The 13,458-nt window shown below is 65.6% G+C and carries 13 protein-coding genes; 10 read left to right on the forward strand and 3 right to left on the reverse strand.

What is annotated here, in order from left to right; translation table 11 throughout:
- Positions 1-2: 2 nt before the first annotated feature.
- The 3 genes from OG976_RS19925 to OG976_RS19935 all read right to left on the reverse strand — a co-directional run bounded on the left by OG976_RS19925 (position 3) and on the right by OG976_RS19935 (position 3,927).
- Positions 3-641 carry an MspA family porin gene (locus OG976_RS19925; protein WP_328352531.1) on the reverse strand — a complete coding sequence of 213 codons (639 nt, stop codon included), beginning with the start codon at positions 639-641 and terminating at the stop codon, positions 3-5.
- 112 nt (positions 642-753) lie between these two features.
- Positions 754-2,517: an ABC transporter ATP-binding protein gene (locus OG976_RS19930; protein WP_328352534.1), complete on the reverse strand. Its 1,764-nt coding sequence runs from the start codon at positions 2,515-2,517 to the stop codon at positions 754-756.
- A gap of 54 nt (positions 2,518-2,571) precedes the next feature.
- Positions 2,572-3,927, reverse strand: coding sequence for an alpha/beta hydrolase (locus OG976_RS19935; RefSeq protein ID WP_328352537.1), 1,356 nt, complete (start codon positions 3,925-3,927; stop codon positions 2,572-2,574).
- A gap of 173 nt (positions 3,928-4,100) precedes the next feature.
- On the opposite strand from OG976_RS19935, the gene OG976_RS19940 reads away from it, so the two are divergent.
- The 10 genes from OG976_RS19940 to OG976_RS19985 all read left to right on the forward strand — a co-directional run bounded on the left by OG976_RS19940 (position 4,101) and on the right by OG976_RS19985 (position 13,458).
- Positions 4,101-4,751, forward strand: a complete 651-nt coding sequence (locus tag OG976_RS19940; RefSeq protein ID WP_328352540.1) for a response regulator transcription factor — start codon at positions 4,101-4,103, stop codon at positions 4,749-4,751.
- Positions 4,745-5,854, forward strand: a complete 1,110-nt coding sequence (locus OG976_RS19945; protein WP_328352543.1) for a sensor histidine kinase — start codon at positions 4,745-4,747, stop codon at positions 5,852-5,854. Before OG976_RS19940 ends, OG976_RS19945 begins: the two co-directional genes overlap by 7 nt.
- 78 nt (positions 5,855-5,932) lie before the next feature.
- Entirely contained in the window at positions 5,933-6,805 is an 873-nt protein-coding gene (ppk2, locus tag OG976_RS19950) for a polyphosphate kinase 2 (protein ID WP_328352546.1), read from the forward strand.
- Between the two features lie 9 nt (positions 6,806-6,814).
- The gene (locus tag OG976_RS19955) at positions 6,815-7,324 is read left to right on the forward strand and encodes a DUF6912 family protein (protein WP_442930363.1); all 510 of its coding nucleotides are present in this window, start codon (positions 6,815-6,817) and stop codon (positions 7,322-7,324) included.
- Between the two features lie 59 nt (positions 7,325-7,383).
- A complete protein-coding gene (locus OG976_RS19960) occupies positions 7,384-8,526 on the forward strand; it encodes a ferredoxin reductase (RefSeq protein ID WP_328352549.1) in 1,143 nt (380 codons plus the stop codon).
- A gap of 70 nt (positions 8,527-8,596) precedes the next feature.
- Positions 8,597-9,847 carry a fatty acid desaturase family protein gene (locus OG976_RS19965; RefSeq protein ID WP_328352552.1) on the forward strand — a complete coding sequence of 417 codons (1,251 nt, stop codon included), beginning with the start codon at positions 8,597-8,599 and terminating at the stop codon, positions 9,845-9,847.
- Positions 9,848-10,095: 248 nt separating this feature from the next.
- Complete coding sequence (locus tag OG976_RS19970; RefSeq protein WP_328352555.1) at positions 10,096-10,986, forward strand: phosphotransferase; 891 nt, start codon at positions 10,096-10,098, stop codon at positions 10,984-10,986.
- 2 nt (positions 10,987-10,988) lie between these two features.
- Positions 10,989-11,720: an HAD family hydrolase gene (locus OG976_RS19975; RefSeq protein ID WP_328352558.1), complete on the forward strand. Its 732-nt coding sequence runs from the start codon at positions 10,989-10,991 to the stop codon at positions 11,718-11,720.
- An 85-nt stretch (positions 11,721-11,805) separates the two neighbouring features.
- Entirely contained in the window at positions 11,806-12,261 is a 456-nt protein-coding gene (locus OG976_RS19980) for a 2,4'-dihydroxyacetophenone dioxygenase family protein (protein ID WP_328352561.1), read from the forward strand.
- Between the two features lie 3 nt (positions 12,262-12,264).
- The gene (locus OG976_RS19985; RefSeq protein ID WP_328352564.1) at positions 12,265-13,458 is read left to right on the forward strand and encodes a cytochrome P450; all 1,194 of its coding nucleotides are present in this window, start codon (positions 12,265-12,267) and stop codon (positions 13,456-13,458) included.

Here is a 13,458-nt window from a genome sequence, read left to right on the forward strand (position 1 = left end):
TCTCAGTTCATGTTCCAGGCGTCGCCATAGGTGGTCACGCTGTCCCCGGTCTTGGAGATCAGGCGGGCGAACGGCCGAAGCAGCAGCCCGCCGGCGGCCCCGGTGACGGTGCCGTGAGCATTGGACACCGCCACGCTGCCAGTGGCGCCCTTGACGTTTACCGAGAAGGTGCTGACCTCCTGGATGCCGGGGCCGTTGCCCAGGTTGGCCTTAATCGACACGCCCGGAAGCAGATTGGGTGTGATCACCTGCCCCAACGGATTGAACCTGTTGGGCGAGATCGACGCCTTGTCGAGCAGGACGTTGGGCGTCGTATAGCTGAAGTTGATGCCGACCCCCAGCGACCAGGGGAAGCCGACCTGATAGCCCAGCTCCAAGGTGCCGGCGAAGTCGTCGGCCCTGTCACCGGCCACGGTGTAGACGGCCTTGCCGGAGTGGAACCACTCGCGAGTCAACCGATTGCGGTCCAGGGGAGCGACGCCGTCGAGGAAGGTGTCCACCTGCTCGACGGTCAAGGTGCGGCCTTGGCCGTCGACCACGCTGAGTTGGTTGTCGACACCCGCGGTGGAGATTCCTGCACCGCAGGCCAGTTCGACCACAACCGACGTCACCAGTGCCAAAAGGGAACCCACGATCTTCATGACGCACCTCAGACTTGGTAGCGACCAACCACGACCCGACCAGCCTGACGGCCCGAGAATGGGACCGGAATCCGCCGACAGGCCGCTGTCGGCCGCCGAATGGCTGACGTGCTTACCGGGTCGGGATGTGCATCGCGGCGACCAGATTGCGGTAGAGCCCGTCGGATGCCAGCAGTTCAGCGTGTGTGCCCCGCGCCCGGATGCGTCCGTCCTGCATCACGACGATCGTGTCGGCGTCGACCACCGTCGACAGGCGGTGTGCGACGGTGACGACAGCCTGAACCCGGGCTCGCAGCCGAATGCAGTCGTGGATGGCGGCTTCACTGAGTCCGTCGACGTGTGCGGTCGCCTCGTCGAGGACCAGCACCTCGGACGGTTTGATGATCGCGCGCGCCAGTGCGATGCGCTGGCGTTGTCCCGTCGATATCGCCGACGATGTGAGGTCGGTGTCCAGCCCGTGTTCGAGCGCGGCGATGTCGTCTGCCAGGCGGACTTCATCGAGCACCCGGTGCAATTGCTGATCGGTCGCCGAACCGGCGCGGTAGAGCAGGTTCTCCCGGACCGTGCCCGGCAGGACAGGTGTCTCCTGTTCCACGAAAGCCAGCCGGCTGCGGATGTGGTCATGTCCGACGGTCGAATACGGTTGTCCGCTGAAGAACAGTTCGCCGCTCTGGGGCACGAGGAACTGCATGATGAGCGACAACACCGTCGTCTTGCCGGCCCCTGAGGGGCCGACGATCGCGATGTGTCCGCGCTCCGGGACGATCAGGTTCACGTCGTGAACGGCCGCCCGACGTCCCTCGTAAGCAGCTGTGACGCAACGTAATTCCAGAGCGGGTTGGCCGATACGCGCTCCGCCGGCCGGGCGCACGCCCGAATCCAGGATTGGTTCGGTGTCCAGTTGCTGGACCTCGCGGATGCGCCCAGCGGCGGCGATCCCCGTCTGCAGCGTGGTGACATTGGTGGACAACTCGGTCACTGGGTCCATCAGGCCGAACGCGTAGAGCAGGAAAGCGACCAGACTGGACAGTTCCATGGCGCCGCTGCCCACCCGCCAGGCGCCGACCGTCAGGATCATGATGATCGCGAAATCGACGCCGGCCCATGCGATGGTTTCGGCAATCGATTCTCTTCGGACGGCGCGAATGCTGTGCTCGGCTGCCACCCTGGCTGATTCGATGATCTTGTCGGACTGGCGTTGCTCTGCGCGGCTGGCCTTCACTGTGCGAATCGCGTGCAACGTCGCTTCGAGAGTGCCGCCCACGCGGCCCAGATGTTGCTGCGCAGCCTGTCTTTCGTCGGCGACACCCGGCATGAGAACCAGGAACAGGATCGAGACCACGACGATCGCGCCGAGCGTTGCGAGCAGCAGTGGCACGTCCAGCACAGCCATCAGCACCAGCGTGCCGACCAGCATGACGAACCCGTTGATGAGTCCGATGACGCTGCTGGAGGCCGCCTCGTGCAGCAGAACCGAATCGGAGGTCACCCGGGTGACCAGTTCGCCCGCGGGTCGTTTGGTCACGGCCTGGACGGTGGCGCGCAGCATGCGGTTCACCATCGTCTCGCGCGCTTCGAGCACGACTCGTTCACCAAGGGAGCCGAGAAGGATTGCCTGCCAACACCGAACTGTGGCGCTGAGCAACAACAGTGCAATCAGGCTCGCGACGGGAACGACGAGCGAAGCGTGGCTACCAAGGGTGTCCAGCACCGCTTTGGTGATCATCGGTGTGGCCAGGCCGGCGGCTGAGCCGATCAGGCCCAGAAGTGTCCCGCCGGCCAGTGTGCCGCGATGCGGGGACGCGAACGACCAGAGCAACTGCAAACGCGTCAGTTCCAACCCGCGGCGGGTCGCCACGGGGCGGTTGTCGGACATGTTGGTCGGCTCCTGTTCAATACGGCGGGTAGCGCGGGATGCTCAGCCGTGCCGTCAAGTCGGACTGATGAGGTTGACTCGTCTTGCCAGCCAGGGAAGTTCGGTGGCCAGTCCCGCTGAGAAGACGCGCCAGTCATGTGCGCCATGGAGTTCGGTGAGGTGGCTCTGCATCCCCGCGGCTGCGGTTGCCTCGTGGACCCGAGCTGCATCGCCGCGGGTGTCATAGTCAGCGTCGCCGACCACAATTGCAGCCGCGCTGTCAGGGTAGCGACGAATATTCAGCAGATCCAACGGATTTACGCGGCGGAAGGCCGTCTCATCGCCACGGAAGACTTCGGTGACAGTGCGCCGACGATCGCCGAGCGTGGGTTCCGCCGATCCAGCGATATCGATGAAGCTGGGGTAGACATCGGCGTGGTTGGTGCCCAGCTGCAGAGCGCAGGTCCCGCCGTAGGAGGCTCCCGCGACGGCCCAGGCAGAGGGCCGCAGGTCGACGCTGAGGTGGGTTTTGATCCAGGCCGGGACGTCCGTTGCAAGGTAGGTGTCGACATTTCCCAGCGGGGAATTCAGGCATAGCGGGTCGCGGAACGGCCCGCCTGTCGGGTCGGGCACGACGACGACCGGCGCCAGGCCGCGGTGGGCGCCGGCGAAGTCGTCCATGATGCGCATCAGCTTTCCCGCACCCACCCAGTCTTGCGGCGTCCCCGGTTGACCGGTGAGAAGGACAAGTACTGGAAGGCGGGGTTGGACGTCGCCGAAGTACGCCGGAGGCAGGTAGATCTTCGCGCGCCGTGCGACGAAGCCCGACACCGTGCCGGGGATGTCTGCAGAGCTCAGCTTTCCCCGCGTGGGGAGGCTGGGCGGCGGGGTCCAGGATCGTTCCAACGGTCCGGTCATGTCGCGTGCCAGTGTCTGAGTCCGCAACGCAGGCAGGGCCACGTCATCCGGCCGGGCCATTCCCAGCGCGTCCCGAGGAGTCGGATAGGCGGCGAACAGAGCGTTGACCTGATTGGCGCAGGCGGTCATCACAATGACCGTTGACACCACCAAACCCGCACTGACGGCCCAGCGTTCAGCGGACACCGCAAGCGAGGCGGCCAGGCACAACGTGAAGACGGCTGCTCCGGCCCACAGCAACACCGAGACCGGAATCCGGTCCGGGAAGAGTTTCCACACATTGCGGGCCAACTCATCACCGGCCACCGTCACCGCGAACGCGACGGTCAGGTAGATCACGCACGCTGTTGTCTTGGCCAGCGGCCGTGCCGGACCCTTCAGCATCCGGACCAGCAACCATGTTGCCGCCACGATTCCCGCGATCTGCAGCAGTCGGGGAAGCGGGCCGGACAACAACTGCCAGTCCAGCATGTGCACGATTCGATGATCGACGGCCAGGGCTGGTTCGCCCATCCACCGATCGGCCAGATCGGGCAGCCGGTCGTCTTACGGCAAGATGGCGCCTTTCGACGATCGGCTGTTTGTCACCAGTCACCTGACTGGAGTTGGGTGTTCTCGTGTCGACGGCCCGGCGCGGATGAATAAGCTCGGGGGGAAGCCGTCACAGGCAGGCGAGGAGAACTCGGGTGTTGAAAGTCGTCATCGTCGATGACGAAGCGCTGATCCGATCCGGATTCGAGTTGATTCTGTCCGCCATCGACGACATCGAGGTGGCTGCGACCTGTGACGGCGTGCAGGCGGTGCGGGTCATCACCGATTGCCGGCCCGACGTCGTTCTGCTCGACATCCGGATGCCCGGCAAGGACGGTTTGGGCGTCCTTGCCGACCTTGCGCAGTTGGCGTCGCCCCCGGCAGTGGCGATGTTGACCACCTTCGACACTGACGAGTACATCGCGAAGGCGTTGCGTTTGGGGGCTGCGGGATTTCTTCTGAAGGACACCGACCCCGAGCAGCTGCCGCACCTGGTGCGCAGTCTGGCCGCGGGCGGACTGGTCCTGTCCAACAAGGTCAGCCCCAAGGTGATCGCCGGATATCTGGGTGACCGGCCCGACGACACTGCGGTGCGGATCATCGGCGGATTGTCTGACCGGGAAGGCCAGGTGCTGCGCCTGCTGGCGCGGGGCCGTTCCAACGGGGAAATCGCATCGACCCTGTACTCGAGCGTGGGAACAGTAAAGGACCAGGTCTCCTCGATTTTGTCCAAACTCGGCGTCAAGTCGCGGGTCGAGGCCGCGATCATCGCCCAGCGCGCACGTCTGCTCGACGATCCATGTTGAAGTCCGCTCCCAGCGCGAAGACCCGGCGGGTGCTCATTGAGTTCGCGGTGTTCGCGCTGAGCCTCGGAGACGCGTTGGGCTCGCTGCTGCCCGACGAGCCCGTCCGCCACTGGGTGTTGGCCGGGATCGCGGTGACGGGCCTGCTGATCCGCCGCAGGGCGCCGTACCTGGCGCTGATACTCGCGCTGCCAGCGGTGGCGACGGATTCAGCGGTCATCGCCGCGATGATCGCGCTCTACACCATCGGCGAGCGGCGGCCGGCCAGGCTCGGCATCGTCGCAGCCTGCGCGGCGTTCTTCGTCTGCTACACCGCACTGTGGGATCAGTCCTACTCAGGCGTCGACACGTTGCTGAACCTGGTCTACGCCATCATCTTCTCGACGGCGCCGGTGTGGCTGGGCATGCTCATCACCGCGCGCTCCGAACTGTCGGACAAGCTGGCCGAGATCGAGCGGGTCCGGCGGCATGAAGAGGAACTGGTCGTCGAGCGCGCGGTGGCCGGCGAACGGGCGGCGCTTGCCCGCGAGATGCACGATGTGGTGTCCCACCAGGTCAGCCTCATCGCTGTGCAGGCCGGTGCGCTGCAAGTCACCTCGCACGACTCGGCCGCGATCGATGCGGCGCGGACGATCCGGATGCTCAGTGTCCGGACTCTCGATGAGTTGCGGGAGATGGTCCGGGTGCTGCGGCCATCTGGGGAGCCGGGTGTCGGTCTCGCGCCACAACCCGGGATCGACGACATCGCGGCCCTCGTGGCGTCCTCGCGCGTGCCGACCCGCATCGACACCGTCGACCATCTCGGTGCTGCGCCCCCGGCTCCGGTGCAGCGCGCGGTCTATCGCGCAGTCCAGGAGGGCCTGACCAACATCGCCAAACACGCCCCCGGCGCCAGCGCCACTCTCGCACTGCGTGTCGACCCGAACCGGGTGAGTGTGTCGTTGACCAACACCAAACCCACCCGTGCGCCTGAACAACTGCCGAGTTCCCAGCACGGACTGCTCGGCCTGCAGGAACGCGCGGAGCTGCTGGGCGGCGAGCTGACGGCAGGGCGTTGCGACGACGGCGGCTACCGGTTGACGATGACCCTGCCGATTCACACCTAGCTCATGCGGCAGGCATCGGGGGCCGCCCAGTAATCCACTTGCTCAGCGCACAGGACCGCGCGGTCGTACGATGCGGCGATGGGCGACGTCGAGACGAACGGTTCACCACCGAAGGGCAAACAGAAGAAGAAGTCTGTTCGCAAGATCTCCAACGAGGCCTACGAAGCCGAGTTGTTCAGGCTGCAAACAGAGTTCGTCAAACTTCAGGAGTGGGTGCGCCACACCGGTGCGCGCATCGTGGTGATCTTCGAGGGCCGTGATGCCGCGGGCAAGGGCGGAACGATCAAGCGCATCACCGAGTATCTGAGCCCCCGGGTGGCTCGCATCGAGGCGCTACCCGCGCCGACCGAGCGCGAACGCGGGCAGTGGTACTACCAGCGCTACATCCAGCAGTTGCCTGCCAAGGGCGAGATCGTGCTCTTCGACCGGTCCTGGTACAACCGGGCCGGCGTGGAGAAGGTGATGGGATTCTGCACCCCGCAGGAACATTCGCTGTTCCTGCGGCAGACGCCGATCTTCGAGCAGATGCTCCTCGACGACGGGATCCTCCTGCGCAAGTACTGGTTCTCGGTGTCCGACGAGGAGCAGCTGCGCCGGTTCCGCTCGCGGCTCAATGATCCTGTGCGGCAATGGAAACTGTCACCGATGGACCTGGAGTCGATCTACCGGTGGGAGGACTACTCGCGCGCCAAGGACCAGATGATGGTGCACACCGACGTGCCCAACAGCCCGTGGTACGTCGTGGAATCCGACATCAAAAAGCACGCACGCCTGAACATGATGGCCCACCTGCTGTCGAGCATCGACTATCACGAGGTCGATCTGCCCAAGGTCGACCTGCCGGAGCGCCCGGTGATCAGCGGCAGCTACTACCGCCCCGCACGTGAGTTGGCGACGTATGTGCCCGACTACGTGTCCACCCTCGTCGGCGATCAGGAGAACGGCAGCTAATCTTCGTGGGTGCGGGTGTATATCCCGGCCACGTTGGCCATGCTCCAACGGTTGGTCGTCGACAGTTCCATGCAGCCGCTGTCCGGTACGGCGTTCGCGGTGACCCACACCCTGCGTGAGTCCTATGCCGAGGGTGATGACGAAGAACTCGCCGAGGTCGCCCTAGGTGAAGCGGCGCTGGCCTCGCTGCGGCTGCTGGCCTCCGAGTCTGATTCGGGCCCGGGTCTGCCACTGCGCCGCGCGGTACTGGTGGCCGACGTCCCCGACGCCGCGGTGACGTCCCGCCCCGACCTCGACGATGCCGTGGTGCGCCTCGACGGGCGGGTCGGGCTCGACCAGGTGGTGGCCGCCTACGTCGACAATGCCGCGGCCGAATCCGCTGTCGAAGCCGCGATCGCCGTCATCGACGACGCGGATCTGGGCGACGAGGACGCCGAGTTGACGGTCGGCGATGCCCAAGACCATGACCTGGCCTGGTATGCCAGTCAAGAGCTGCCGTTCCTGCTCGAACTGCTGTGAGCGCCTGGATACGGAACCGTAAGTTACGGTACCGTAGGTTGGACACGGCAGGAGCAGACATGGGCAAAAGCGATGTCAAGAGCAGTGCACATGTGGTCGACACGGAGCGGCCGGTGGTCGCGGGCGCCGGAAAGCGGCCGCTGATCGATGCGGCGCGCGCACTGGTCGGCCGGATCACCACGCCCCTGCTTCCCGACGACTATCTACAGCTGGCCAACCCGCTGTGGTCGGCGCGGGAGCTGCGGGGCCGGGTGGTCGAGGTCCGCCGGGAGACCGAGGACTCCGCGACGCTGGTGATCAAGCCGGGCTGGGGGTTCACCTTCGACTACGAGCCGGGCCAGTACGTCGGGATCGGCCTGCTGGTCGACGGCCGCTGGCGGTGGCGGTCCTACTCGCTGACGTCGAGCCCGGTGACATCCGGCTCGAGCCGGACGATCGCGATCACGGTCAAGGCGATGCCCGAGGGCTTTCTGTCCACCCACCTTGTCGGTGGTGTGCAGCCGGGCACCATCGTGCGGCTGGCCGCACCCCAGGGCAACTTCGTCATGCCCGATCCCGCACCGGCGTCGGTGCTCTTCCTGACCGGCGGCTCCGGGGTTACCCCGGTGATGTCGATGCTGCGCACCCTGGCCCGCCGTGACCAGATTGGGGACGTCGTCCACATTCATTCGGCCCCAACGCAATCCGACGTCATGTTCGCTGCCGAACTCGAACAGCTCGCACGCGACCACGCGGGCTACCGGCTGACGGTGCGCACCACCCGCACCGAGGGACGGCTGGATCTCCAGCGAGTGGGCGAACTGGTGCCGGACTGGCGTGAGCGCCAGACCTGGGCCTGTGGGCCCGAGGGCATGCTCGACGATGCCCACTCACTGTGGCGGGCGGCCGGCATCGCCGATCGTCTGCATCTGGAGCGCTTCGCGGCCTCCCGCGCACCCGGTCACGGTCAGGGCGGCACGGTCACCTTCGGGCGTAGTGGCAAGACGCTGACGGTGGATGCGGCGACCTCGCTGATGGAGGCGGGGGAGCAGGCCGGTGTCCGGATGCCGTTCGGCTGCCGGATGGGCATCTGCCAGTCGTGTGTGGTGAGCCTGGTCGACGGACATGTCCGTGACCTGCGTACCGGCGCCGAGCACGAGCCCGGCACCCGAATTCAGACGTGCGTTTCGTCGCCGTCCGGTGACTGTGTACTCGATGTATGAGGTTTACTGGCTAGTAACCTACGGGTACGTAGGTTACGGTAGCGTAGGAAGCTGAAGGGAGGCCTGACACATGGCAATCACCGACGTGGACGTCTTCGCGCATCTCACTGACGCCGATATCGAGAGCCTTGCCGTCGAACTCGACACCATCCGCCAAGACATCGAAGACTCCCGGGGCGAGCGGGACGCTCGCTACATCCGCCGCACCATCGCCGCCCAGCGCGGCCTCGAGATCGCCGGCCGGCTGATGCTGGCCGCCAGCTCGAAGCGATCCGCGTGGTGGGCCGGAACGGCAACCCTGGGCGTGGCCAAGATCATCGAGAACATGGAGATCGGCCACAACGTCATGCACGGCCAGTGGGACTGGATGAACGATCCCGAGATTCACTCCTCGACGTGGGAGTGGGACATGAGCGGGTCCTCCAAGCACTGGCGGTTCACCCACAACTTCATGCACCACAAGTACACCAACATCCTCGGCATGGACGACGATGTGGGCTACGGCGTGATCCGGGTGACCCGCGATCAGCGCTGGAAGCCGTTCAACCTCTACGGCAACCTGCTGTTCAACACCCTGCTGGCCATCGGCTTCGAATGGGGCGTGGGGCTGCAGCACCTGGAGCTCGGCAAGATCTCCAAGGGCCGCGACGACCGCAAGGCCACGCTGATCCGTGTGCGTGAGTTCGGCGTCAAGGCCGGCAGGCAGCTGTTCAAGGATTACGTGGCATTCCCGGCCATCACCTCGCTGTCGCCGGGGGCGACGTTCCGCTCGACGGCGACGGCCAACGCGGTGGCCAACGTGATCCGCAACGTGTGGGCCAACGCGGTGATCTTCTGCGGCCACTTCCCTGATGGCGCAGAGAAATTCACCAAGACCGACATGGTGGGCGAGAGCAAGGGCCAGTGGTATCTGCGCCAGATGCTCGGCAGCGCCAACATCGACGGCGGCCCGGCGATGGATTTCATGACCGGCAACCTGTCCTACCAGATCGAGCACCACCTGTATCCGGACCTGCCGAGCAACCGGCTCTCCGAGATCTCGGTGCGGGTGCGCCAACTCTGCGAGAAGTACGACCTGCCGTACACCAGTGGGCCTTTCCTGGTCCAGTACGGCAAGTCGTGGCGGACCATCGCCAAGCTGTCGCTACCGGACCGGTTCCTGCGCGACACCGCCGATAACGCACCGGAGACTCGCAGCGAGCGGATGTTCGCCGATCTCGATCCGGGCTACGCCGGGGTGGATCCGCAGACCGGTCGCAAGCGTGGTCTCAAGACCGCGATCAGCGCGGTCCGGGAGTGGCGGCGGGCCAGGTCGGCCTAGGGCGGCAACGCTTTTGCCGCTGCGCGGTTTGCTCGCCGCGCCAAGATGACGGTTCGCCATTACGCTGATGAACAGTTGGTGACTGATCGGCGAACACAGCCTCTCGCTGTCTGGCATCGGGAGGCGCTGTTATCGGAAAGTACGTCGGCTACGTCCGTCGCGACGACCGGCTACATGGTTTTCTCGGCAGCATCTGCCGAGACCATCTTGGCGCGCACACCCCGTCCCCGGCGTTTCGGGCCTTTCGGTTGCACGGCAGCAATGAGGTCTACGCCTACGAGGAAAAGCACAGCCGGGCCCGGGTCATCTGCAAGTTCTACGGTCCGCGCTTCGGGTGGGATCGCGACAAAGCCGCGGGCATGGCCTACCGCGAGTACGACAGTCTTCAGCGGTTGCGCGGGTACGACCTCGTCGGCTCACCGCACCACGTGATCCGCCCGCTGGCGGTGGCACCCGACATCAACGGGGTCATCGCCCTGGAGTTCTACGCCGGTGAGCAGTTCAGTGCCGCCATCGAGCGGTCCATCCGGGACAACGACCACGCCCACCTGTACTGGCGCCTGAAGGCCCTCGCGTATTTTCTTGCCACACAACATAATCGGACGGCGAACGGTAAGACCGTCGACTTCGACGTCGACTGCCGCTACTTCGGCCAGATCGTCGAGCGGCTCGAGCGCCACCACCGCATCGGTCACTGGGATGCCGAGGAACTGCTGTGGTTGCAAGGGCTGTGGCGAGACCGCCCGGCGATGTGGCAGGACCGCCAGGTGTGGCTGCACGGTGACGCCACCCCGGCGAACTTCCTGTTCGGCCATGGCCTGGACGTCGCCGCCATCGACCTGGAGCGGATGAAGCGCGGGGACCGGATGTTCGACGTCGGGCGGGTGGCCGGGGAATTGCAGCATGCGTTCATGCTCGCCACCGGCTCCCGCAAGCGCGCCGAGCCCTTCATCGGTCACTTCCTGTGGGAGTACAGCTGCCATTTCCCCGACCGCGGTAGTGCTTTCGCGTCGATCACGTCGCGGGTGCCGTACTTCATGGCGCTCAACCTGCTGCGGATCGCCCGCAACGACTACATTTCACCCGAGTACGGCGCGCGCCTGGTCCGCAAAGCCAAGCTGCTGCTGCAGGCTTCGTGAGTATGGACCTTGCTGCCATCGCTTTCGACGTCAACGGCACACTGATCGAGATCCGCACCGACGATCACCGCGAAGAGGCGTTCCGGGCGGTCGGCCACTTCCTCACCTATCAGGGGATTGATCTGCGCCGCCATCACATCCGCGATCTGTACTTCGAGCGGCTCAAGGCCCAGCAGCGCCAAAGCCCGGAGGTACACCCGGAATTCGACGGTCCGGGCATCTGGCGTTCGATCGTCGAGGACTTCGCCAGCGACTACACCCGGGGGTTGCCGCCGCAGCGCCTCGCCGAGTTGCCGTTGACGCTGGCCGAGATCTACCGCGGGGTCACGCGGCGCAAGCTCAAGTTGTACCCGCACGTGCGCTCGACGTTGCGCATCCTGCGGGAGCATTTCCCGCTGGCCATCGTCAGCGACGGCCAGAGCAGCTATGCGCGCGGCGAATTGCACAAAGTGGGCCTCACCGAGTACTTCAACCCCATCGTCGTCTCCGGTGACCACGGCTTCCGCAAGCCCGATCGCCGGCTGTTCCAATTCGCCCTCGACGGCATGGGCGTGCCGGCTGACAAGACCCTCTATGTGGGCAACGACATGCATCGGGACATCTACGGCGCTCGCGAAGCCGGGATGCGCACCGTCATGTACGACTCCGACCAGGGCACCAAACACCACCAGGACTGCGAGCCCGAACACCGCATCACCGACTTTCGCGACCTGCTCGGCATCGTCGGTCTTTAGGTCACTCATTTCAGGTAGTTGAAAACCGGAAATATGCATCGTATGATGTGAGCCACATCCGCAACCCGCGAGAGAGGCGACATCAATGACGACGTTCGACATCCCATCCGCAGTCCACATCGGGGCCGACGAGCTCCCGTTCGTCGAACTGCCGGACGGCTCGAAACTCAAGGTGATTCAGGTCAAAGAGGCCGAGGGCCTGTGGATCGTCGAGAACGTCTTCCGCGCCGGTTACGAAGTCCACCGGCACAAGCACACCGGCCCGGTCTACGCCTACACGACGTCGGGGGCCTGGAAGTACAAGGAGTACGACTACGTCAATCGGGCCGGTTCGTTCCTCTACGAACCCGCCGGCTCGATCCACAGCCTGCAGGTCCTCGAGGACGACACCCACGTGTGGTTCCAGATCTACGGCGCCAACCTCGACCTCGACGCCGACGGCCAGGTCGAGCGAGTGGTCGACGGCACCAGCGCGCTGAGCACCTACCTCACACTGTGCCAGGCGGCGAACCTGCCTGCCCCTAACGTGCTGATCGGCTAGACGATGATCGACCTCGCCGACCCCGACACCTTCGTCCCCGGCGTACCGCACGACGCGCTCGCCGAACTGCGTCGCACCAACCCGGTGTACTGGCAGCCGATGGACGGCCAGCCCGGGTTCTGGGCGGTGCTGCGGCATGCCGACGTCGTCCACGTCGCCCGTCACCCGGAGATCTTCTCGTCGGCGGCCGCCGGCATCGTCGTCGAGGACTGCCCGCCGGACACCCTCGGGCGGGTCCGCAACATGCTCATCGGCATGGACCCGCCGCGCCACCAGATCCATCGCGCTCCGCTCTCGTCGCACTTCCGGCCGAGAATCGTTGCGGGCATGGAGGTTCGGGTTCGCGAGATCTGCCGCGACATCGTCGCGCAGGCGCGGGAGCGCGGTGAAGTCGAGTTCGTCCATGACGTGGCCTCCCGATTGCCGACGCAGGTGATCGGCGAGCTGTTCGGACTGCCCCGGCAGGACTGGGCCTACCTACAGAAGCTGGCCGAGATCACCACGTCGAGCCAGGATCCCGACCTGTACAGCCCCGAGATCGCCGAAGGGCAGGCCGGTGCTGAAATGGCCTCCTACGCCATGGAATTCGCGCGAACCCGACGTTGCAGCGAGCCAACCGCTGACCTCACCAGCGAGATCCTCAATGCCGACTTCGGCGGCAGGCCGATGAGCGACGTCGAATTCGGCGGCTTCTTCGTGCAACTCGTCACCGCCGGCAACGACACGACCAAAGGCATGCTCTCCTCGGGCCTGCTGACCCTGCTGCGACATCCCGGGCAACTGGCACGGTTGCGCGCCGAGCCTGCACTGCTCGCGACGGCAGTCGAGGAGATCATCCGCCACGACAATCCGTTGCACTACTTCCGGCGCACCGCCGTCGTCGACACCGAACTTGCCGGAGTGCCCATCGCTGCCGGGGACAAGGTGGCCATGTACTACACCTCGGCCAACCGCGACGAGCTGGTCTTCGACCGTCCGCAGGTGTTCGACATCGCGCGCCGGCCCAACCCACACCTGTCCTTCGGCATGGGCGGGCACTTCTGCCTCGGGGCCCACCTGGCCCGGCTGGAGGGCCGGGTGTTCTTCGGCGAACTGCTCGCGGCGTTCCCGGCGATCGAGCTTGCCGGTGAGCCGGTTCGGGTCCGCTCCAACCTCAACAATGCACTGAAGTCGCTGCCGGTGCGCCTGGCGTCCTGA

The sequence above is a fragment of the Mycobacterium sp. NBC_00419 genome (genome assembly GCF_036023875.1).
Taxonomy (GTDB): domain Bacteria; phylum Actinomycetota; class Actinomycetes; order Mycobacteriales; family Mycobacteriaceae; genus Mycobacterium.